Annotated in this window: 16 protein-coding genes and 4 tRNA genes; 14 read left to right on the forward strand and 6 right to left on the reverse strand. The window is 60.7% G+C overall.

Features of this window, described 5'->3' with window-relative positions; all coding sequences use genetic code 11:
* Positions 1 to 35: 35 nt before the first annotated feature.
* The 3 genes from BSP75_RS09780 to BSP75_RS09790 are packed head-to-tail and all read left to right on the forward strand — an operon-like array spanning position 36 to position 2,747.
* A complete protein-coding gene (locus BSP75_RS09780; protein WP_042657606.1) occupies positions 36 to 929 on the forward strand; it encodes an ABC transporter permease subunit in 894 nt (297 codons plus the stop codon).
* Positions 929 to 1,927, forward strand: coding sequence for an oligopeptide/dipeptide ABC transporter ATP-binding protein (locus tag BSP75_RS09785; protein WP_042657607.1), 999 nt, complete (start codon positions 929 to 931; stop codon positions 1,925 to 1,927). Before BSP75_RS09780 ends, BSP75_RS09785 begins: the two co-directional genes overlap by 1 nt.
* A gap of 34 nt (positions 1,928 to 1,961) precedes the next feature.
* A complete protein-coding gene (locus BSP75_RS09790; RefSeq protein WP_075113020.1) occupies positions 1,962 to 2,747 on the forward strand; it encodes an ATP-binding cassette domain-containing protein in 786 nt (261 codons plus the stop codon).
* 105 nt (positions 2,748 to 2,852) lie between these two features.
* Here the strand turns inward: BSP75_RS09790 and htpG are convergent, their stop codons facing one another.
* The 4 genes from htpG to dauA all read right to left on the reverse strand — a co-directional run bounded on the left by htpG (position 2,853) and on the right by dauA (position 8,051).
* Positions 2,853 to 4,766, reverse strand: a complete 1,914-nt coding sequence (gene htpG, locus BSP75_RS09795; protein WP_075113021.1) for a molecular chaperone HtpG — start codon at positions 4,764 to 4,766, stop codon at positions 2,853 to 2,855.
* A gap of 178 nt (positions 4,767 to 4,944) precedes the next feature.
* A complete protein-coding gene (gene recR, locus BSP75_RS09800) occupies positions 4,945 to 5,547 on the reverse strand; it encodes a recombination mediator RecR (RefSeq protein ID WP_042062229.1) in 603 nt (200 codons plus the stop codon).
* Positions 5,548 to 5,919: 372 nt separating this feature from the next.
* A tRNA-Ser gene (locus tag BSP75_RS09805) sits at positions 5,920 to 6,007 on the reverse strand.
* Positions 6,008 to 6,314: 307 nt separating this feature from the next.
* Positions 6,315 to 8,051: a C4-dicarboxylic acid transporter DauA gene (gene dauA / locus BSP75_RS09810; protein WP_075113022.1), complete on the reverse strand. Its 1,737-nt coding sequence runs from the start codon at positions 8,049 to 8,051 to the stop codon at positions 6,315 to 6,317.
* A 487-nt stretch (positions 8,052 to 8,538) separates the two neighbouring features.
* On the opposite strand from dauA, the gene BSP75_RS09815 reads away from it, so the two are divergent.
* From BSP75_RS09815 to BSP75_RS09825, 3 genes are all read left to right on the forward strand, one after another.
* Positions 8,539 to 8,614, forward strand: a tRNA-Asn gene (locus BSP75_RS09815).
* A 3-nt stretch (positions 8,615 to 8,617) separates the two neighbouring features.
* A tRNA-Asn gene (locus BSP75_RS09820) sits at positions 8,618 to 8,692 on the forward strand.
* A 2-nt stretch (positions 8,693 to 8,694) separates the two neighbouring features.
* Positions 8,695 to 8,770, forward strand: a tRNA-Asn gene (locus BSP75_RS09825).
* 223 nt (positions 8,771 to 8,993) lie between these two features.
* Here the strand turns inward: BSP75_RS09825 and BSP75_RS09830 are convergent.
* The gene (locus BSP75_RS09830; RefSeq protein ID WP_075113023.1) at positions 8,994 to 9,983 is read right to left on the reverse strand and encodes a DUF2860 family protein; all 990 of its coding nucleotides are present in this window, start codon (positions 9,981 to 9,983) and stop codon (positions 8,994 to 8,996) included.
* 277 nt (positions 9,984 to 10,260) lie between these two features.
* Here BSP75_RS09830 and BSP75_RS09835 point away from each other — a divergent pair, with 277 nt between their 5' ends.
* The 8 genes from BSP75_RS09835 to BSP75_RS09870 all read left to right on the forward strand — a co-directional run bounded on the left by BSP75_RS09835 (position 10,261) and on the right by BSP75_RS09870 (position 20,037).
* On the forward strand, positions 10,261 to 10,746 hold the full coding sequence (locus tag BSP75_RS09835; protein WP_042657617.1) for a YqhA family protein: 486 nt from the start codon (positions 10,261 to 10,263) through the stop codon (positions 10,744 to 10,746).
* Positions 10,747 to 10,874: 128 nt separating this feature from the next.
* The gene (locus BSP75_RS09840; RefSeq protein ID WP_075113024.1) at positions 10,875 to 11,324 is read left to right on the forward strand and encodes a hypothetical protein; all 450 of its coding nucleotides are present in this window, start codon (positions 10,875 to 10,877) and stop codon (positions 11,322 to 11,324) included.
* A 4-nt stretch (positions 11,325 to 11,328) separates the two neighbouring features.
* Positions 11,329 to 14,319 (forward strand): hypothetical protein, encoded by a 2,991-nt coding sequence (locus BSP75_RS09845; protein WP_075113025.1) that lies wholly within the window; start codon positions 11,329 to 11,331, stop codon positions 14,317 to 14,319.
* Positions 14,319 to 15,158 (forward strand): FTR1 family protein, encoded by an 840-nt coding sequence (locus BSP75_RS09850; RefSeq protein WP_075113026.1) that lies wholly within the window; start codon positions 14,319 to 14,321, stop codon positions 15,156 to 15,158. Before BSP75_RS09845 ends, BSP75_RS09850 begins: the two co-directional genes overlap by 1 nt.
* A gap of 98 nt (positions 15,159 to 15,256) precedes the next feature.
* On the forward strand, positions 15,257 to 16,681 hold the full coding sequence (locus BSP75_RS09855) for an FAD-dependent oxidoreductase (protein ID WP_075113027.1): 1,425 nt from the start codon (positions 15,257 to 15,259) through the stop codon (positions 16,679 to 16,681).
* Between the two features lie 142 nt (positions 16,682 to 16,823).
* Entirely contained in the window at positions 16,824 to 17,384 is a 561-nt protein-coding gene (locus BSP75_RS09860; protein WP_075113028.1) for a hypothetical protein, read from the forward strand.
* A gap of 106 nt (positions 17,385 to 17,490) precedes the next feature.
* The gene (locus tag BSP75_RS09865; protein WP_075113029.1) at positions 17,491 to 18,771 is read left to right on the forward strand and encodes a hypothetical protein; all 1,281 of its coding nucleotides are present in this window, start codon (positions 17,491 to 17,493) and stop codon (positions 18,769 to 18,771) included.
* Between the two features lie 54 nt (positions 18,772 to 18,825).
* Complete coding sequence (locus tag BSP75_RS09870) at positions 18,826 to 20,037, forward strand: Bcr/CflA family multidrug efflux MFS transporter (RefSeq protein ID WP_075113030.1); 1,212 nt, start codon at positions 18,826 to 18,828, stop codon at positions 20,035 to 20,037.
* Positions 20,038 to 20,129: 92 nt separating this feature from the next.
* On the opposite strand, the gene nhaD is transcribed toward BSP75_RS09870, so the two are convergent.
* Positions 20,130 to 21,554, reverse strand: a complete 1,425-nt coding sequence (nhaD, locus tag BSP75_RS09875) for a sodium:proton antiporter NhaD (protein ID WP_075113031.1) — start codon at positions 21,552 to 21,554, stop codon at positions 20,130 to 20,132.
* Between the last annotated feature and the right edge of the window lie 103 nt (positions 21,555 to 21,657).

Consider the following 21,657-nt stretch of genomic DNA (forward strand, 5'->3'; position numbering starts at 1 on the left):
ACGCGCTCATGGCGTGACCAGGAGCCAGGTATCCTATGCAAGATAAATCGAACATCTATCCCGAGCTCAAGATCCTCTCGCCCCTTGAGCAGACGTGGGCCTCCTACAGTCGCAATCCGCTGGCCATGGCGGGGCTCTGGTGCTTTTTGCTGTTACTGCTCATCACCCTGGTAGGGCCGCTGGTCGTCCCCTACGGCATCGATGAACAGCATGCCGACAAGCTGCTGCTGGCCCCCTCCTGGGCGGCGACCGGCAATATCGACTACTTCCTCGGCACCGATGATCTGGGGCGCGACATGCTCTCCCGGCTGGTGGTGGGGGCGCGGCTCACCTTCGGTTACGCACTGGTGGTGGTGGTGATCGCCATGGTGGTGGGCTCCGCCATCGGCATCCTCGGCGGCATGAGCAAGGGGCTGAAATCGAGCGTGCTGCACCACCTGCTCGATACCCTGCTCTCCATCCCCTCCCTGCTGATGGCCATCATCATGGTCGCCATCATGGGGCCTGGTTTTGGCAATACCCTGATTGCCATTACACTCGCGTTGATCCCGCCCTTTATCCGGGCCACCTACAACGCGGTGCATGCCGAGATGCAAAAGGAGTACATCACCGCCAGCCGCCTCGATGGCTCGCCACCCTTCCGGATCATGCGTCTGGCTATTTTGCCCAACATCGTCGAAACCCTGGTGGCCCAGACCACCCGCACCTTGTCGGCAGCCATTCTCGATATCTCGGCAGTCGGGTTTCTTGGCCTCGGCGCCCAGTCTCCCCAACCGGAGTGGGGCACCATGCTGGCCGATTCGAGCGACCTTATCTATCTCGCCCCCTGGACCGTCACCCTGCCCGGCATCGCCATCCTGTTCAGCGTGCTGGTGACCAATTTAGTTGGTGAAGGCATTCGCGAAGCACTCAAAGAGGGGAACGACTGATGCCTCTGCTCGACATACGCAATCTCACCATCGAGATCGACACCCCGCAAGGCAAGGTCAAGGCGGTGGACAAGGTGAGCCTGACCCTGACCGAGGGGGAGATCCGCGGTCTGGTGGGTGAATCCGGCTCCGGCAAGAGTCTGGTGGCCAAGGTGATCGTCGGCATCGAGAAGGACAACTGGACGGTACGTGCCGACCGGATGCGCTTCAACGACATGGATCTGCTGACCATGGCCCCCAAGGAGCGCCGCCGCATCATGGGCCGCGAGATCGCCATGATCTTCCAGGACCCTATCAGCTGTCTCGACCCCTCCGAGGAGATCGGCACCCAGCTGGAAGAGGCGATCCCGACCGATTCGTTCGAGGGGCAATTCTGGCAGCGCTTCCAGTGGCGTAAGAAAAAAGCCATCGCTCTGCTGCACCGGGTCGGCGTCAAGGATCACCGCAAGGTGATGCGCGCCTATCCCCATGAGCTGTCGGATGGCATGTGCCAGAAGGTGATGATCGCCATGGCCATTGCCAACAAGCCGCGCCTGCTGGTGGCCGACGAGCCCACCAGCGCCATGGAATCCACCACCCACTCCCAGATCCTGCGGCTGCTGGACAAGATGAACAAGCTGGGCAACACCACCATCCTGATCATCAGTAACGACATCGCAGCCATCGCCAACCTGACTGACACCATCAACGTGATGTACTGCGGCCAGATGGTGGAGGTGGGCACCCGGGAGCAGATCCTCGAGACCCCGCATCACCCCTATACCGATGCACTGCTCAAATCGATCCCCGACTTTGACAAGCTGGTACGCCACAAGTCGCGCCTCGAAACCCTGCCCGGCGTCATCCCGCCGCTGCAACACCTGCCCATCGGCTGCCGTCTGGGGCCACGCTGCCCCTACGCCCAGAAGCAGTGCGTGCAGACCCCGCTGATGAACAAGATCAAGGGCCATCAGTTCAGCTGTCACTTCCCGCTGAACATGGAGGAGCCGAAAAAATGATGACCGTTAATGCCCCCATGAAGGAGCCCCGCTTGTGATCGAGCCATCCCTGTTGCAGGTCAGAGGCCTTAGCAAAACCTACCAGAACCGCACCGGTCTGTTCCGTCGTCAGGCGGTGGAGGCGATCAAGCCCCTCTCGTTCGACCTCGACGTGGGCCAGACCCTCGCCATCGTCGGCGAAGCGGGCTCCGGCAAGAGTACCCTCGCTCGCATTCTGGCCGGCATGATCGAGCCCACCAGCGGCGACATCGCCATCGACGGCCAGCTGATGGTGCATGGCGATTACCAGACTCGCTGCAAACTGCTGCGGATGATTTTTCAGGATCCCAACACTTCGCTGAACCGCAAGATCCGGGTCGGCCAGATCCTGGAAACCCCGCTGCGCCTCAACACCGAAATGAGTGAAGAGGAGCGCCGCGAGAAGGTGGTACAGACCCTGCGCATGGTGGGGATGCTGCCGGATCACGCCCTGTTCTATCCGCAGATGCTCTCCTCCGGACAGCAGCAGCGGGTGGCACTGGCGCGGGCGCTGATCCTCAACCCCAAGATCGTGGTAGCCGATGAGGCGCTCTCCACCCTGGATATCTCGGTGCGCTCCCAGATCATCAACCTGCTGCTGGAGATGCAGGAGACCATGGGGCTCAGCTATGTGCTGGTGGCCAACGATCTGGGCATCGTCAGCCATATCAGCGACGAGGTGCTGGTGATGCATGAAGGGCGGGTGGTGGAGCGCGGCAAGACCCTCAAGGTGTTTGCCGACCCCCAGCACGAGGTGACTCGGCGTCTCATCCAGAACTACAACAACGAATACCGCAAATAGAGAGGCGCTGGCCGCTTCCCTTGCCATTGTTCCCCACCGCTCTGACACGGCGGGATCAAAAAAGCCCACTGCATGCAGTGGGCTTTTTGTTATCGGAGTCGCCGCTTAGGCTTGCAGCAACAGACGGTTGATGCGGGAGACGAAGCTCGCCGGATCGTTCAGCCCGCCCTGCTCGGCCAGCTGGGCCTGTTCATGCAGCAGGGTGACCCACTCGCCGAACAGCGCCTCGTCTTCGATGGTGTCGAGTTTCTTCACCAGCGCGTGGTCAGGGTTCAGCTCCAGAATGTACTTCTGCTCCGGCACCGGCTGACCGGCGGCGCGCATCAGCTTGATCATCTGGGTGCTCATACCGTAAGCGTCGGTGACGATGCAAGAGGGTGAATCGGTCAGACGGTGGGTGACGCGCACCTCTTTTACCGCTTCACCGAGGCTCTTCTTGACCCGCACAACCAGACCGGCGTTGGCTTTTTCGGCCTCTTCTTGCGCCTGCTTGGAGGCTTCATCTTCCAGATCGCCGAGATCCAGTTCGCCACGGGTGACGGAGATGAGCTGCTTGCCGTCGAACTCGGTCAGGTGGCTCATCAGCCACTCATCGACACGCTCCCACATCAGCAGCACTTCGACGCCCTTCTTGCGGAAGATCTCGAGGTGCGGGCTGTTCTTGGCAGCGGCATAGGAGTCAGCAGTGATGTAGTAGATCTTCTGCTGACCTTCCTTCATGCGGCCAACGTAATCCTCGAGAGAGACGGTCTGGGCTTCGCCCTCGCCAGCGGTGCTGGCAAAGCGCAGCAGCTTGGCGATCTCTTCGCGGTTGGCGTAATCCTCGGCCGGGCCCTCTTTGAGCACATTGCCGAACTCGCTCCAGAACTTGGCGTACTTCTCGGCATCGTCTTTCGCCAGCTTGGAGAGCATGGTCAAGACGCGCTTGGAGCAAGCCTTGCGCAGGGAGGCTGTCACCTTGTTATCCTGCAGAATTTCACGGCTAACGTTGAGCGGCAGATCGTTGGAGTCCAGCACCCCTTTGACGAAGCGCAGGTAGGTCGGCATAAACTGCTCGGCGTCATCCATGATGAAGACGCGCTGCACGTAGAGCTTCAAACCGTGCTTCTGCTCGCGGTTGTAGAGGTCGAACGGTGCACGGGCCGGTACGTAGAGCAGGCTGGTATACTCCTGCGCCCCTTCCACCCGGTTGTGACCCCACAGCAGCGGATCTTCGAAGTCGTGAGCAACGTGCTTGTAGAACTCCTGATACTCCTCGTCCTTGATATCTTTCGGGTTACGGGTCCACAGTGCAGTCGCACGGTTGACCTGCTCCCACTCGCCCGGGGTGCCGACGATGGTTTCGCCATCCTCTTCCCGATCCGGCGTGCCCTCTTTGAACATCTCGACCGGCACGCTGATGTGATCGGAATATTTGCTCACCACGGAGCGCAGACGCCAGTCGTCGAGGAACTCTTCTTCCTCGGCACGCAGGTGCAGGATAACGTCGGTACCGCGACCCTCTTTGGTCACGTCAGCCACGGTGAAGGAGCCTTCCCCTTCCGATTCCCACTGCACGCCTTGGCCCGGCTCGGTACCGGCGGCGCGGGAGACCACTGTCACCTTGTCGGCAACGATAAAGGCGGAGTAGAAACCGACCCCGAACTGACCGATCAGCTGGGAATCACGCCCCTGATCACCGGAGAGGTTCTTGAAAAATTCGGCGGTGCCGGACTTGGCGATGGTACCTAGGTGCTCGATCACCTGATCACGGGTCATACCGATCCCGTTATCGGAGATGGTCAGGGTACGCTTCTCTTTGTCCACCACCAGACGCACACGCAACTGGCCGTCGTTTTCGAACAAAGAGGCATCGGAAAGCGCCTTGAAGCGCAGCTTGTCCGCCGCATCGGATGCGTTGGAGATCAGCTCGCGCAGGAATACTTCTTTGTTGGAGTAGAGGCTGTGAGCCATCAGGCTCAGCAGTTGTTTGACTTCAGTCTGAAAGCCGTGGGTTTCGGCATGAACACTTTGGGTCATGGACCAATCCTCAGAAACATCGGGTTGAACATATGCCCAACCTAGATGGGGACGGCCAGTCAAATATCAAGGGGCGAGTGTGCAATCCTGCTCACTCGCCCCTCTAAATCCGATCAAACGGCTATTTATTGCCCAGCTCATCCCCTGTTTATGCGGGGTAGCAGGCAGGCTCGCCTTGCTATTTCAAGCGCTGCCGCCCCATCAGGGAGTGGGAGAGCGTGGTGCCATCCACCAGCTCCAGCTCTCCCCCTACCGGCACGCCGTGGGCGATGCGGCTCACCTCCACCCCGGCATGACGGGCCATGTCGGCGATATACCAGGCGGTGGCATCCCCCTCGATAGTGGGATTGGTGGCGAGGATCAGCTCGCTGATGTGCTCATCCTTCAACCGGCGCTCGAGAATATCGAGCCCCAGCTCCTCCGGGCCGATGCCGTCGAGCGGCGACAGATGGCCCATCAGCACGAAGTAGCGGCCGGAGAACTGGCCGGTCTGCTCGATGGCAGCCACATCCGCCGGACTCTCCACCACACAAAGCAGGCCGTTCTCTTCCCGCTTGGGATTGGCGCAGATATCGCAGCGATCGTTCTCGGTAAAGGTGCGGCAGTGGCTGCAGTGACCAATCTCGGTCAGGGCCCGGGAGAGCAGCTGGGCCAATCGCAAGCCGCCGCTGCGCTCACGCTCGAGCAGGGTAAAGGCCATCCGCTGGGCAGACTTGGGCCCCACCCCCGGCAACACCTGCAGGGCTTTCATCATCTCATCGAGCAGGGGACTGAACTTCATAACACTCCTTACACAGGCCAGCCCCTCGCCACCACCAGGGCAACGACGGGTCAGCAAAACAGGATAACGCCATTGGCGCAGGACTATACCCGAGCCAGCCCCCCATCGCCATCGGCTTGCCCACCGCGCCCGCAAAAACGCGGATAGCAAAAAGCCCTGATGGAAACATCAGGGCTTTCAATCTGGCAGTGCATTGTGGTGCGGAACGTCAGATCCGCAGCGACAAACAACAGACTGTTCGCCATTGCCGCTTTTTAAGACGAGCCGCAACTTCGGACAAACCAAGCGAAGTTTTTCGCGCCGCACTGCCAGCTCCACGTCTGGATGGCGCCTAAAAACAAAAAACCGACCATCAGGTCGGTTTTTGCAATTTGGCGGTGAGGGAGGGATTCGAACCCTCGATACGTTGCCGTATACACACTTTCCAGGCGTGCTCCTTCAGCCACTCGGACACCTCACCAAATTTTTGCTCACTACTTTACTTTATGTGCTTGAGCTGCACATTCGCTGGCGGGCCATGCCGCGGCGACGGGGCGTAATGTAAGGGATACGATGGCTTTTGGTCAATGCAATTTTTTACTTTTTGCNCTCACTACTTTACTTTATGTGCTTGAGCTGCACATTCGCTGGCGGGCCATGCCGCGGCGACGGGGCGTAATGTAAGGGATACGATGGCTTTTGGTCAATGCAATTTTTTACTTTTTGCGTTCGTTTGCTCAATATCCGAACCAAGTGACCAAAAATATGCCGTTTCGTATCCCTTTCAATCAATTTACTGCCGCTTCGTGCAAATGTTCACCTTTGAGTGCCTCTTCCAGCGAGCCGTAAAACTCCAGCTTGCCGGGCTGTGGTCGCACCTTGGCGCGGGCCAGGGTCTTGAGCGGCTGGAACTGCAGTTCGGCCACTCGCAACTCGACACCGGCTTTGGCCATCAGCTTGCCAAACTGAAGGAAGGCTGACAGGCCGCCCGCATCGAGGATGGAGACCGCCTCCATCTGCAACACCAGCACCTTGTGTCCTTTCACTTGCGCTTCCAGCTCGGCAAAGACCCGTTCGGCCGCAGCAAAGAAGAGCGGGCCATTGATCTTGTAAAGCAGACCGTTGTCCGGCACCTCATGGGCATAGCGCTTGTGCTCGGCCAAATCGTGCAGCTTGGTCATCTTGGCGATTTCGCGCATAAAGAGCAGGGACGCCAGGATCACCCCGAAGGTGATGGCGATGACCATGTCGAAGATAACGGTGAGTGACAGGCAGACCAGCAGTACCAGCACATCGGATTTGGGGGCGCGGCGGATCAGCTCCACCACCTTGTGCGCTTCACTCATGTTCCAGGCCACGATCAGCAACAAGGCAGCCATGGCCGAGAGCGGCAACCAGGAGAGCCAAGGGGCCAGCACCAGAATGGCGGCTAGCACCACCAGCGCATGGACGACCCCCGAGATGGGTGACGTCGCCCCGGCGCGGACGTTGGCGGCAGAACGAGCGATGGCGGCGGTGGCAGTAATGCCGCCAAAGAACGGGGCGAAGATGTTGCCAAGCCCCTGCCCCACCAGCTCGGCGTTGGAGCTGTGTTTGCGACCGGTCATGCCATCGAGCACCACGGCGCAGAGCAGCGATTCGATCGCCCCCAGCATCGCCATGGAGAAAGCGGCAGGCAGCAACCGCTCAAGGGCGGCCAGCTCCCACGCCACAGGGGCGCCATCCGGCCCGGGCAAGGCCCAGGGCATCACCAGGGTCGGCGCGATGGGAGGGATCCCCATCCCCACGGTGCCATCGGCCAATGTGTAGCTGAACTTGCTGCCGATGGTGGCCACATCCACCCCGAAGTAATGGAGGCCAAAACCCAGCCCCACCCCGACCAGCACGGCGGGCAGGTGGCCGGGCACTGGCAGGCGCAGCCGCGGCCAGAGCAGCAGCACGGCCAGCGTTGCGACCCCCACCAGGGTATCGCCCCACTGCCAGCTTGGCAGGGCGGCGGCCAGCGCCTCAACCTTGCCCAGATAGGTTTCTGGCATCTCGGGCACGCTCAGACCAAAGAAGTCCTTGATCTGCAAGGTGGCGATCACGATGGCAATACCACCGGTAAAGCCCAGCGTCACTGACGGCGGAATGTACTCGATGAGGCGGCCAAGACGGGCCATCCCCATCGCCACCAGAAAGAGGCCGGAGATGAGCGTCGCCATCAACAGACCGCCAACCCCGAACTGCTGGGCGACCGGATAGAGGATCACCACAAAGGCGGCGGTCGGGCCGGAGATAGAGTAACGGGAGCCACCGGTCACGGCGATCACGATACCGGCGATGATGGCGGTATAGAGACCGTGTTGCGGCGGTACACCGCTGGCGATGGCCAGCGCCATGGCGAGCGGGATGGCGATGATGCCCACCGTCACACCGGCGATAAGATCACGGCCGAAGCGGGCCATGCTGTAAGGTTCATCAATACAGGACTGGCGTAAGGCGATGGCGAGCTTCACGCTATTTAAAGAGGCTTGCTTGTGCATGTATATCGTAATACCAGAAGAGGGAGATAAAGGCCGGAGAGATCCGGCGCCCGATCATCATCAAGGGCCGGCAGGGCTGTCGACGCGGCGATGGTATCCTGCGTAACCTTACTCCAGACGGGCCATTTTTTCGATGGGCAGGATCAATGAAAAGCATTCTGACCCATTATTTGGCCTATTTGCCGCCAAATCGCCGATCTTGACTCCTGCTCTCCCTCTTTTAGCCACAAAGATTACCATTTGAGCCTCCATTGATTGCCAGCACGTTCGCGACATCATGCTGGCATCATCAGGTTGATGCGAACCGAACAAATCCACTCTTCACCGATCGACCAAGGTAATGGCAAGGGACTGATTGTGCTGAAAATAAACCGCAAAGCGCAACTTTTGGGCAAACAGTCCGAAAATCCGGTTTTCGGGGAGTTCGCGGGTTGACACCCGCCTCCCTGGTCATTAATATTCGCCCCGTCTTAACGAGACAGGCAATTCCTCCTTAGTTCAGTCGGTAGAACGGCGGACTGTTAATCCGTATGTCACTGGTTCAAGTCCAGTAGGAGGAGCCAATTCCCTCGTAGTTCAGTCGGTAGAACGGCGGACTGTTAATCCGTATGTCACTGGTTCAAGTCCAGTAGGAGGAGCCAATTCCCTCGTAGTTCAGTCGGTAGAACGGCGGACTGTTAATCCGTATGTCACAGGTTCAAGTCCTGTCGAGGGAGCCACATTATAAAGCCCAGCCTTTTGGCTGGGCTTTTTCGTATCTGCTGTTCGCCCCCTTCCCTGCCACGCGCGCCCCTCAAATGTCCTCTGCCATAACGTCTCTTGTCGGCATGTGATGACCAACCAGCACACTGTTTGACATGCCAATTGCACGCCATCCCATCAACAAGTGGCTGGATTGACCAGCCCCTGTGTGTGCCCTCATCTCACTGCCGGATGCCGGGATCAGAAGCGGTAGAGCAGCCCCGTGGTCATGCTGGTGGAGCGAATGTCGTAAAAGTCGATCCCGGAGTTTGCCGTGGCGTAGCTGGCGCTCAGGAGTGCAGAGAGCGGCGCGATGCCAAACAGCTGGTGCCAGAAGAGGGTGGCATCGATGGCCATGTCGCGGCTGTCGGCACGCTGGCCAAACAGCGGGTCGGCCTCGTCATAGTAGCGTTTGCCCAGATAGAGGTTGCTGACAAACGACCAGCGGGGCGAGGTTTTGGCGTAGGTGAGCTGCAACCCCTTGCTCACATAAGACTCGGCACTGCCCGCCAGATCCGCCTTCTGGTAGCGCAATGCTGGCTCGAGGAACTGATCGTCTGCCAGCCGGAACTGGTAGGAGAGTTCGGCGGTGTTGACCCGGCCATTGCGATCCAGCATCCCCATCACCGCACGGCCATATTGCTCGCCACTGGACTCCTCATCCACCTTGACGTCGCGGCTGGTGACGCTGCCACTGAGCGCACTGTCCCAGATGTTGTCCCACGCCAGACGGGCACCGTGGGAGCGCACCTCGCTCTCCTGACGTACCACCCCCACCGCAAAGGGATCGCGCCACACCTTGACCGGGGTGGCGTTGAACACCAGCGAACCGGCCACGATCCCCTTGTCCCCCAGCTGCTGGCGCAGCCCGAACTGCTGGGTGCCGTCGCCGCGAATGGCATCCTGAATGAGGTTGCCCAGGAACAACTGACTGCCGGTGGAGGCAAAGGTGTAGCGCAGATCCCCGTTGATCGCCGGTGCAACATTGTGTTGCTTTACCGCAGCCCCCAGAGCGTCTATCCGCTCGCTACCTGCACTCCCCGTGGCAAAATTGGACTGGGTCTCGACAACGCTGGCCCCTGCCAGCACACTGCCGGAAAAGCCAGATTCCCCGGGAATGGCTCCCAGATCTTCAGCCTGAACCCCGCTTGCAACCAGTACACCCATACCCAACAGCAGACCAATACGCATCGCAACACTCCTGGCAAGCGGCCACAAGCGTGGACCGAGCCTGATAAATAGGAGGGAGGCTATCGCCCCCCGGAATCGAGAAGCGGCATGTTACGGCAGGGAAAAATCACAAATAAGACGGCGGGATGCGGTTTTATTTTTTATGATGGCTTTTTATTTTTTTATAGGCGCAAGCAGGGGACGACCCGGCATAATGAGCCCCCACAGTGGTACAACGCTGCGGGCGGCTCGCGTCATACTCACTCTATTTACCCCTGTTCCCAACATCGGAGTTTTCATGCGTCGATTCAATTTCATGCTCAATGGCAGCCGATTGATGATGTTCCCCTTCTACGTCTGCATTCTGGTGTGCGTGGCTCTGCTGATGGTGAAGTTTGCCATGCAGCTCTATCTGCTCTGCATCAACATCATCGAGATCCCCTACATGGACCTCATCACCGGCGTGCTGACCCTGGTGGACTTCGTGCTGGTGGCCCAGATGCTGATCCTGGTGGCGGTCTGCGGCTATGTGCAATTTATCCAGACCCAGGAGCAGCGCGAGGCTATCGGCGACAACTGGCTCAGCAAGATCAACTTTGCCTCCCTCAAGCTCATCGTCATCAACTCGCTGGTGACCATCGCCGGGGTGGAGGTGCTCAAGGCATTTCTCGAAGATGGCATCACCAATGAGGTGGAGATGAAGTGGTCCGTGGTGGTGTTTCTCGCCTTCTCGCTGGCCGCGCTCATCTATGCGGTGACCGAGCGGATGGCGGATCATAAATAGTCGGGCCTGATCACTGTGCTTGTTCAGCCTTGATTCACCAGCAATACAATTGATAACACTTTTCATTATTCTTACAGCGTTATAAACTTGCTCCCCCCGGGCTGCCCCGCCCGGGTGCTGGAGCCGTTATGACAAGCCTTTCTCTCTCCCCCCGACAATTCTGGCAGTGGCTGGCCTATCACCATCAGGCCGCCGAGGGCTCCCTCTACCTGATGTTCTTCTCCGGCCTGCTACTGTGGGAACCGCTGACCCCGATCTGGTCGCTGGCGCGCTGGAATCTGTTTCTCCACGTGATGCTCTCGCTCACCCTGTTTCCGCTGCTGTTTGGCGCCTTCTGGCTCTCCCATCGCAACCTGTTAAGCCGCAGCAACAAATCCTTTTTGCGCACCACGGGGCGGATTATCGAAGCCCTGCTGCTGGTCTGTCTGGCCAGCGGCCTGCTGCTGGTGCTGCACGGCACTCCGGGCGATGCCATGGGCAGCCTCGCCAGCTGGGCCCACTGGCTGAGCGCGTTGGCGTTAACTCCTCTGGTGCTGCGCCACGCCTGGCGCTGGACCATCTTGAAATGGCGCTCCTGATCCCATGTTGAAGTCATCTCTCTGTGCATGTTTGTCACCCCTGCTGGCCCTCGTCCTGCTGCTGGCTAGCCCCTTCGCGTTTGCCCAGCAGATGGGCGCCGGGATGCTCGCCTATGAGGAGGGGCAAAGCCCGCGCCTCGTCACCGCCAACCTGAGCGCAGGCTCGGTCACCCAGCTTGAGCGCGATAGCGGAAAGCGGCTCAAGGAGGTGCAGCTGGGCGGCGATCTGCGCCAGCTTGCCCGCGCCGATGACGGCACCCTGCTGGTCACCGACTACAGCGGCGATCGCCTGCTGCTGCTGGATGATGATCTCGATCTGGAAAAGGCGATTCCCACCGGCCATCGCCCCTACGGGGTCATCTTCGATGCCAAGCGGCAGTGGTTCTGGGTCACGCTGTTCGAATCAGCTCGCCTGCAGGCCTACGACACCGCGGGCAACCTCCAGCTGGATGCAGAAACCGCCGAGACTCCGCGTGGGCTGGCCCTGACCGACGATGATCGCCTGCTGCTCACCCACGCCATGACGGGCCAGCTCGCCATCTATGATCTCGCCAAGCTTGGCCACAGCGCCAAGGGCACTCCCCTGCCCAAGCCCAAGCTCATTACCCTGGCCGAGACCCACAGCAACACGCCGAGCGACTCTCAGGGATTGCCGCGTCTGCTCGATGGCATCGCCCTCTCCCCCGATGGCAGCGAAGCCTGGCTGCCCCACGTGCTGTGGAGCTTTGATCACCCCTTCCAGTTTCAAAGCACTGTCTTTCCGGCCGTCTCCATCATCGATCTCGATGAGGAGAAAGAGCGGGTCGATGAAAGAAAACAGCTCTTTTTGCAGATCAATCTGCCCAGCGTCGGCAACCGCAGCCAGATCGTCTCCAACCCGTTCGCCGCGCGCTTCGCCGCCGACGGCAAGCGGGTCTATCTGACGCTGGCGGGCTCGGAAGATCTGCTGGTGTTTGACCTGTCGCGCAGCGGCAAATCCAACAACAACCGTCACCGCCGCAAGAAGTTTCAGGGGGGCGCCAAGGCGACCCAGCTGTTGCGTCACCTGCCGGGCCAGAATCCGCGGGATCTGCTGATCGATGGCGACCATATTCTGGTGCACAACGCCATGGGGCAGGATCTCACCCGCCTCAATAGCGGCGGCAGCGGCCCGTTTGCTCGGGTCACCGTCGATGTGCCCCACTTCTCCAAACTGGTAGAGACGGATCCGCGCCCCGAACCGCTTCAGCGCGGCGAGCGGCTATTCAACCTTGGCAACACCGCCGCAAACTCACGCTTCCCCATGGCGGGGGACAACTGGATGAGCTGCAACTCCTGCCATCTGGACGGATTCAATTTCACCAACCGCTATCTGATGGCGGCCCATCGCCAGAAGAGCGGCGACAACGCCATCAACGGCCACGCCAACCTCACCAACATGGTGGCGGGGGATTTTGTCGGCGAATACCTGCGCATGACCCAGCAGACCCAGGGCGGCATGGGCCATGACACCCGCGATGGCGCCGAGCCGGTTGACCCCACGAGGCCCCAACCGGAAGTGAAAGCGATGATGGAGGATCTGCACGCCTTCGTCACCGCCGATGGCAACCTCCCCTATCTCGCCAACTGGCTGCGACTCGATGCCCCGCGCACGGATCCCGCCAAGGCGCCGACCACTCACCCGAAAGAGTGGCTCAACTCTGCCTCCTGCCAGAACTGCCACAGCCAAGCGTTCAAGGATTGGAGCGAGAGCAACCACCGGTTGATGGGCAACTCCCATCCCTACTACAAGGTGGTGCAGGCGTTGGCCCGCGAAACCGAAGGGGAAGCGTTCGGCCAGTGGTGCCAAGGCTGCCATATGCCCCAGCAGGTGATGACAGGCCAGCTGGATCTGCCCAAGGGCTCCCACATGTTCGAGCAGGGCGGCGCCTCGCTGATTGCTGCCCACAAGGCGGGCGAACCTGTGGTGGAGGAAGGGACCGGCTGCGTGCTCTGCCATCGCATCACCAAGGTAGAAGATGCGGGCGGCAACAGCGCCTTTACCGTGAATTTGAAAGACCGCGAGAGCTATGTGTTCGAGGATGCCGCGGGCGGCAGCCTTAAGCACTGGCTGGCCGAGCGGCAGATCAACGCCCGTCCGGCGGCCCACAAAGCCTCCTATCAAAAGGATTTCTACCGCGACGCAGCCCTTTGCAAGTCGTGCCACAACGAGTTTGCCCCGGGCACCGGCGCCAATATCGTCAACACCTGGGACGAGTGGGAAAAATCCAGCTTCGCGAACGCGGAGGATCCCGCCAAGCGGCGCACCTGTATCGACTGCCATATGAACCCGGAGCCGGGCAATGGCGGCGCGCCGGTGGCGGGCCAGTCCACCGAAAACGGCACCATGAAAGACCGGCTCTATCGCCACAACTTTACCGGCGCCCAGCACCAGCTGGTGGGGCTGCGCAATCCCGACCTTGAGCAGGAGAGTCTGGCCCTGCTGCGCTCCAGCGCTACCCTCTCCGCCCGTATCGAACAGGCTGCCGATAGTCAGCGGCTGGTGGTGCGGGTCGCCAATACCGGCGCAGGCCATGCCCTGCCCACCGGGGTGGCCGATTTTCGTGAACTCTGGCTGGAGCTGACCGTCACCGACGCCAGCGGCAAGCTGGTGCTTGCCAGCGGCCAGCCAGTGGATGGCGCCGTCCCAGAAGATGCGCGACTGTTCAGAAAAGTGTTCGGCGATGCCGAGGGCAAGCCGGTGGGGCTCAAGTTCTGGCGCTACGCCAAACTGCTGGAAGATACCCGCATTCCGGCCGATGGCTGGCGCGATGAAGTCTGGCCGCTGCCCGCAGAAGCCCAAGGGCCCTTCAAGGCCGATATCAAACTCAATTTCCGCACCTACCCCAAGTGGGTCAATGATGCGGTGCGCGCCGCCGAGCCGAGCTTGCCGGAGCCACCCATAGTGCAACTCAATCGGCTGCAACTGACCCTGCAGCCTCTCTCCATCACGCCCGCTACGGAGCCTCAATCCTGATGTTTGCAAGTTTTCTCATTACCCTGCGCGAGGGGCTGGAAGCCTTCCTGCTGGTCGGCATCTGCCTCTCCTACCTCGCCAAGCTGGGGGCGAGCCGCTACAACAAGTTCATCTATCTGGGGGTGGGGCTTGGCCTTATCGCCTCACTTGTCGTCGCCTTCCTGTTCCAGGTGGTGGTGAGCCAGTTCGAGAGCGAGCGTTACAACCACCTGTTGATGGCGGGGATCCTGATGTTTGCCACTCTGGTGCTCACCTATATGGCGATCTGGATGCAAAAGCAGGCCAAATCCCAGGTGGGAGCCATGACGGCGCGCATCGATGCGGCCATCGATGGCGGCAACCTGTTTGGTCTGGTGCTGCTCGCCTTCCTCGCTGTGATGCGTGAAGGGTTTGAAACCGTGCTCTTCTTCTCCGCCCTGCTCTACTCGGGCCAAGGGGTGGATCTGCAATCCGGCCTGATAGGCGCGCTGGCGGGGCTGCTGGTCTCCGTTGCGCTGGTGTGGGGGCTGCTGCGCTCCACCCGCAAGGTGGCGCTGGCCCCCTTCTTCCGCTGGACCGGCCTGCTTATCATCATCATCGCCGCAGGCCTGTTGTCGTCCGCCGTCAACATGTTGCAGGCAGCGGACGTCATCACCTTCTGGACGACGCCGGTGTTCGATATCAGCCACATTCTCGACGATCAGGGGGTATTTGGTACCTTCCTGCGCGCCCTGTTTGGCTACAATGCCTCACCCGCTGGCTTGCAGCTGCTGACCTGGGCCATCTATCTGGCGATCTTCGTTACCCTCTGGCAGCGCAGCTATCGTCCGCAGGTGAACGCCGCGTCCAACAAGGGCTGAGCCCGCCTTGTGGTAGCAAGGACAAGTGATAACAACACCATTCTGGAGCCGCGCCCTGGCACGGTTCCCTTATCTATCAAGCAGTTTCGGAATAGGTCATGAGCGATAACAACAAGAAAAGCATTGCGGTGCTGGGCGCTGGCCCCGCTGGTTTGATGGCGGCCTGGCGCCTGCGCCGCGCCGGTTTTGCGGTCACCCTGTTCGAGCAGGAGCCGGTGGTGGGCGGCATGTGTGCCACCCAGACCTTCAAGGGGCGCGATGGGGAGTATCGCTTTGACTACGGCGGTCACCGCTTTATCACCAAGAACCCCGAGCTGCTCGCCTTTATCGACGAGCTGATGGGGGATGACCTGCTCCACGCGATGCGCAAGAGCGTCATCCGCTTTGGCGGGCGCACCTATGACTACCCCTTGAACCTGCCCAACCTGCTCAAGACGGCGCCGCTGGCCCTGATGGCCGGTGCGGTGAAAGACTTGCTGCTGTTGCCCTTTAGCAAGAAGCCGGATGATTTCGCCAAGGCGAGCTTTGCCGAGTGGATCCAGAGTCACTTCGGTCGCACCCTCTACCGCCAGTTCTTCGAGGGTTACACCGGCAAACTATGGGGCATCAACCCGGACAAGCTCTCCGCCGACTGGGCCGGTCAGCGCATCAGCCTCATCGATTTGAAAGACGTGGCGCGTCGCCTGCTGCCAAGACGCAACGGGAGTATCTCGGTGCGCACCTATGCCCGCAAGTACCGCTACCCCAAATATGGCTTCGGCCAGATCTTCACCACCCTGGGGGAACGGCTGGTGGCAGAAAGGGTTGAGCTGAAAACCGGCGCCACCATCACCCGCCTTGAGCAGGCTGATGGCCGCATTGAACGGGTGTATTGGAAACAAGATGACGTTGAGCAGAGCGAGCGATTTGATCAGGTGATCTCCACCCTGCCGCTGCCGCTCACCTGCCAGCATCTGGGCTTGCCGTGCGATCTGCACTACCGATCCTTGCGCTTCGTCAATATGCCCCTCAAACAGGAGAACCTGTCGGACAACACCTGGCAGTACCTGTCCGATCCCCATATTCTGGCCACCCGCCTGCAGGAGCCGCGCCGCCGCAGCCCCTTTATGGCGCCCCAGGGTCAGACCTCGGTGATGCTGGAGATCCCCTGCAATCCGGGGGATGCCACCTGGCAGGCACCGCTGGCCGATCTGCGCGGTCGGGTTACCGCTGATCTGGCGAGCCTTGGCGTCGATACCACCAAGCTTGGTGATGAGACCTTCGAAGCCCGCAGCGAATACGCCTATCCGCTGATGGACCTTGGCTATCAGGCGCGCCGCAACGAAGCTATCAAGGCGCTGATGCCGATCACCAACCTCATCATGACCGGCCGTCAGGGGACATTCCGCTACATCTTCACCGACACCGCCATGGAGATGGGGATGATGGCCGCCGACATGGTGATCGACGGGGTGGACAGACGCCACGCCATCTTCAATCATCGCAACGAAAATACCGTGATTGAAACCCAGAGCGTGGCATGAGAAGCATTGTCGGTGTCCAACAGGTAGGCAGACGCCGCAACACCTTCAACCAGCGCAACGAAAATACCGTGATCGAGACCCAGAGCGTGGCCTGAGGGCCGCGCCATTGGCATAACCTCTTGGCATAAGTAAGGAGAACAGGATGACCATCCGCCCGGGTTTACTCGCCCTCACCCTGCTGCTGACCCTGAGCGGTCAGGCGCAGGCATACTCCTACGCCGCCGCCGGCAAGGAACCGCTGATCGACGCCCGCGAGGCACTGCTGACCGCCGCCACTGACGGCAAGGATGCCAGCGCCACCTTGAGCGAGATTGCCGACGAGCTGATCTATCTGGAACAGCACCACAAGGTAGAACTGCAAGCGCCGCTGGCCGCGGCCATCAAGACCAAAGATGCCGCCGCCACCGCCGCCCTGCTCAATCGGGCCTACAAGGCGGAGATCGAGCGCCGCCTCGAAGGGGCCAGCCAGAACCTTGGCGACTACCAGACCGCCAAGGTTCTGGTGGTCAAGAGCAAGCGCTTCCTCGATCTGATCCTCCCATCACTCAGTGAAGGGGATCGCAAGGCAGCCGAACAGGCGCTGGCCAAGGTGCTGGATGCCATCGGTAACCCGGGGGTATTCGGGGTGGGCGCCAAGCCCGCCGATGCCGCCGCCTTTAGCGATGCAGAAAAAGCGCTGATGGCCGTGCTGGCGCCGCTTTGATGGCCTCTCAATGATGACGACAGCCCCCCTCATCCCCGGCCCTTCTCCCGCAAGGGGAGAAGGGGGGCGTCACCACGGCCGATTACGCTTCGCTAATCGACCCTACTTGCTGATCCTGCTGCAACTGGCCTGGCTCGGCTGGCTGCTGGCCTTCCCGGTGGCGCTCGATTCCGACGATGCCCTCAATTTCGCCCACGGGGTGACGCGCTTTAGCGTGCTGGAGTTCTCCCCTCACTTTCCGGGCTACCCCGCCTTTATCTGGCTGGCGCGGCTGATCAATCTGGTGGTGGACGATCCGGCCCGCGCGGTGCAGTGGGCAAGCCTCTTGGGCAGCAGTTTGCTGGCGCCGCTCGCCGCCTGGCTGGCGGTGAAATTATGGCAACGGCCAAGCCTGCTGGCGCCGGTCTGGCTGCTGGTGCTGGCCCTGCCGCTCACCCCGACGCTGGCGCTCTCCGGCCTCTCGGACGGGCCCGCGCTCGCCGCCTGGCTGGGCGCGCTCTTGGCCTTGCAGCAGCGCAGAATTGCGCTGGCAGGTCTGTTACTCGGTCTGTTGCTGGCCCTGCGCCCCTCCTACTTCGTGCTGGCCCTGCTGCCTCTGTGGCTCGGGATGGCGCAAAAGGGAACGCGCGTCAGGTTTGTGCTCCCCATCGCGCTGGTTGGGCTAGCCTGCCTGCTGTTTGTCTGGCAAGCCGATGGCTGGGCCTATTTCAGCGAGGGACGGCGCTTTACCGACGGCCACTTTACCCTCTGGGGCAACACGGCGGCGGCCCACGGCGATCGGCTGCTGAGCTGGGCAAACACCTTCAACGATCAGCTCACCCCGCTCTGGCCCTTGGCTGTCGGAGCCTTGCTGGTGCTGCCGCTTTGGCAAAACTCAAAAGGCCAAGCCACTACCCTCTCGCCGCTCTGGTCGCTCTACTGGCTCGCCCTGCTGCTCTGGACCCTGTTTGGCCAGAATCCCGACAATCCCCGCCATCTGGCCCCCATCACCCTGCTCGGTATCGTGCTGCTGGCAGGCTGGCTGCCACGTCGTGGCGAGAAGCTGGCTGCAGTGGCCGGATTGCTGCTGCTCGGCACGACCTTCACCCTGCCCCGTCCGCCCGCCATGGTACAGGCGGCAAAATTGGCAGAAAAAGCGTGTCCGGCGCTGGTGACCCAGTGGGGCGTAAGATTGCTGCGGGAAACCACAGCCTTGGCCGTCACCGATGGTTGGTATAAGGGGGATGTAAGCCTCGCGCTGACCCAAGGGGCCTGCCGCCTCAGTCGCCGCCCCATCGGCGCGAGCGAGATGCCCACTGCGGTGCATCAGCACTGGTTTGCCTCACGCTTTGCCGCCGAGCCCGGACTCTGGCTCGCCATACCGGATCCATCGGCGCGACAAAACTGATAGACTGCTTTTTTCGCGCTTTTCAACCCGACGTTTCGCATCACTGGACACCCTATGCCCCAATCGCCCACTGCTCAGGCTGCCGCCCTCTCCCCCCGTTTTCTGTTTATCCTGCTGGGTGCCCTGGCGGGCCTGACCCCGCTAGCGGTGGATATGTATCTACCCGCCATTCCTGCCATTGCCCGGGATCTGGCCACCAGCATCGACGGCGCCCAGCTCACCATCAGCGCCTTTCTGGGCGGCTTTGCCATCGGTCAGCTCTTCTACGGCCCGCTGGCCGACAGCTATGGCCGCAAGCCGGTGATCCTGGCGGGGCTCACCATGTTTGCCATCGCCTCGGTCGGCTGCGCCATGGCGGACTCCCTGCCCGAATTGCTGGCCTATCGGATGTTGCAAGCCGCGGGCGGCGCGGCAGGCTCGGTGGTGGTCAATGCCCTGCTGCGCGACCTGTTCGAGAAGGATGCGTTTTCTCGCGCCATGTCGTTCGTCATTCTGGTGATGACCCTGGCGCCGCTGGTGGCCCCCGTGGTGGGCGGCTATATCAGTGCCCACACCAGCTGGCGGGTGATCTTCTGGCTGTTGGTGGGGATCAGCCTGCTGGTCTGTCTGGTGATGCAATGGAAAATTCAGGAGACCCTGAAACCCGAGCACCGCCAGCCTCTCAATCTCGGCCAGATCCTCAAGAACTACTGGGGCGTGCTCTCCCATCACGGCGCCATGGGCTATGTGCTGTGCGGCTCCCTCTCCAGCTCCGGCATGTTCGCCTTCTTAAGCGGCTCCCCTTACGTCTATATCGAGTACTTCAAGGTGCCGACCGAGCACTACGGCTGGCTGTTTGGCCTCAATATCCTGCTGATGATGGTGGTCACCTTCGTTAACAGCCGACTGGTGAAAGGGGTGGGCGCCGAGCGGATGCTGCAATACGGCCTGCTAGTGCTGCCCTGCGCGGGCGCCCTGCTGATCTACAACGCCTGGAGCCAGACCGGCGGCCTGTGGGGCATCGTCATTCCGGTGGTGCTCTTTATCGGCCATATCAGTCTGGTGGGCGCCAACGCCATGACCGGCCTGATGGGCCACTTCCCGCAATCTGCCGGCACCGCCTCGGCACTGGCGGGCACCCTGCGCTTTGGTATCGGCGCCGTGGTCGGCATTCTGGTCAACCTCAATCCGCCTCAATCGCCGCTGCCCATGGCCATCGCCATCGCCTGCTGCGGCGTGGGTTCCACCCTGAGTTACTGGCTGCTGACGGGCAAGCGAGGAGAGTAGCCCCCCTTCTCCTGCACCGACCACGATCCTTGCGTCTGGATCAACGAGGCCCCGCATCTACGGGGCCTCGCTGGTTATGACGTAATACCGGTTCAGAACATGGCGCGATTGAGCAATAGATGCGCCCCTATGCTCACCAGATAACCGAGCACGATGGCAGGCAGCCACTTCAGGTGGCCAAAAAAGGTATACATGCCGTGGGCCTGCCCCATCAGGGCCACCCCGGCCGCAGATCCGATGGAGAGCAGGCTGCCCCCCACCCCGGCGGTCAGGGTCACCAGCAGCCACTGCCCCAGCGCCATATCCGGGTTCATCGACAGCACGGCAAACATCACCGGAATGTTATCCACGATGGCCGACAACACCCCGATGAAGATGTTGGCCATGGTGGGATCCCCACCGGCATACAGCCAGTGTGACACCAGCTCCAGATACCCCATAAAACCCAGACCACCGACACACATCACCACCCCGTAGAAGAAGAGCAGGGTATCCCACTCCGCCTTGGCCACCTTGTTGAACACGTCAAATGGCACGACAGACCCCAGACTACGCAACCGCACATCATCGCCATTGCGTTCATATAGCGCCCGCTTGCGGGCAAGAGAGCGCGGCAGCGACTTGCGCAAATAGAAGCCGAAGAACTGCAGATAGCCCAACCCCAGCATCATGCCCAGTACGGGCGGCAGATGGAGGAAACTGTGGCATAGCACCGCCGTGATGATGGTCAGCAAGAACAGCACGACGATGCGGCGGGCACCACGCTTGAGATCGACCACCTCGTTATCAGCCTCCGGCACATGACGCGGCACCATCAGACTCATCAGGATGGCGGGCACCAGAAAGTTGAGCAGAGAGGGAATAAGCAGGGCAAAGAACTGGCCAAATTGCACCTTGCCCGCCTGCCACACCATCAGGGTGGTGATATCGCCAAAGGGACTGAACGCCCCACCGGCGTTGGCGGCGATCACGATATTGATGCAGGCAAGATTGACAAAACGCCGATCACCGTTGGCTACCTTCAACACCACGGCGCACATCAGCAGCGCAGTGGTCAGGTTGTCTGCCACTGGCGAAATACAAAAGGCAAGCCCCCCGGTCAACCAGAACATGGTGCGCAAGTGAAACCCCGAGCGTACCAGCCAGGCACGCAGGGCATCGAACAGCCGCCGATCCTCCATGGCATTGATGTAGGTCATCGCCACCAGCAGGAACAACATCAGCTCGGCATATTCCAGCAGGGTATGGCGAAATGCCTGCTCGGCGACAGGGCTCATCCCCTGCTGTGCATAGGCGATACCGATCAGGATCCAGATCACCCCGGCGGCCACCAGCACGGGTTTGGACTTGCGCAGTTGCAGATACTCTTCAGCCATCACCAGGGCATAGGCCAACACAAACAATCCGACACAAAAAAGTCCGATGGCGGAGGATGTCAACACAACAGGGCCACTACTGGCATGTGCGGGAGGGATAAACAGGGAAAGCAGCAAAATAATAGGGGTGAGCGCAGACATGGTCTCTTCCTTTTAGAACCATCTGGCAACGATGCTAGCACCTGGATGAAAAGAAAAATTCATCCAGGTCAATTAACGCTTAATTAGTGTGCTGTCGAGACGC

The organism is Aeromonas sp. YN13HZO-058 (assembly GCF_001921245.1).
Lineage (GTDB): Bacteria > Pseudomonadota > Gammaproteobacteria > Enterobacterales > Aeromonadaceae > Aeromonas > Aeromonas allosaccharophila.

Bases quoted from the DNA above. Each gene is read 5' to 3' on its own strand.
- htpG (WP_075113021.1), bottom strand. From the start codon at position 4,766: ATGACCCAAAGTGTTCATGCCGAAACCCACGGCTTTCAGACTGAAGTC.
- BSP75_RS09870 (WP_075113030.1), top strand. From the start codon at position 18,826: ATGCCCCAATCGCCCACTGCTCAGGCTGCCGCCCTCTCCCCCCGTTTT.
- nhaD (WP_075113031.1), bottom strand. From the start codon at position 21,554: ATGTCTGCGCTCACCCCTATTATTTTGCTGCTTTCCCTGTTTATCCCT.
- BSP75_RS09860 (WP_075113028.1), top strand. From the start codon at position 16,824: ATGACCATCCGCCCGGGTTTACTCGCCCTCACCCTGCTGCTGACCCTG.
- BSP75_RS09835 (WP_042657617.1), top strand. From the start codon at position 10,261: ATGCGTCGATTCAATTTCATGCTCAATGGCAGCCGATTGATGATGTTC.
- recR (WP_042062229.1), bottom strand. From the start codon at position 5,547: ATGAAGTTCAGTCCCCTGCTCGATGAGATGATGAAAGCCCTGCAGGTG.
- BSP75_RS09830 (WP_075113023.1), bottom strand. From the start codon at position 9,983: ATGCGTATTGGTCTGCTGTTGGGTATGGGTGTACTGGTTGCAAGCGGG.
- BSP75_RS09785 (WP_042657607.1), top strand. From the start codon at position 929: ATGCCTCTGCTCGACATACGCAATCTCACCATCGAGATCGACACCCCG.
- BSP75_RS09840 (WP_075113024.1), top strand. From the start codon at position 10,875: ATGACAAGCCTTTCTCTCTCCCCCCGACAATTCTGGCAGTGGCTGGCC.
- BSP75_RS09845 (WP_075113025.1), top strand. From the start codon at position 11,329: ATGTTGAAGTCATCTCTCTGTGCATGTTTGTCACCCCTGCTGGCCCTC.
- dauA (WP_075113022.1), bottom strand. From the start codon at position 8,051: ATGCACAAGCAAGCCTCTTTAAATAGCGTGAAGCTCGCCATCGCCTTA.
- BSP75_RS09855 (WP_075113027.1), top strand. From the start codon at position 15,257: ATGAGCGATAACAACAAGAAAAGCATTGCGGTGCTGGGCGCTGGCCCC.
- BSP75_RS09780 (WP_042657606.1), top strand. From the start codon at position 36: ATGCAAGATAAATCGAACATCTATCCCGAGCTCAAGATCCTCTCGCCC.
- BSP75_RS09850 (WP_075113026.1), top strand. From the start codon at position 14,319: ATGTTTGCAAGTTTTCTCATTACCCTGCGCGAGGGGCTGGAAGCCTTC.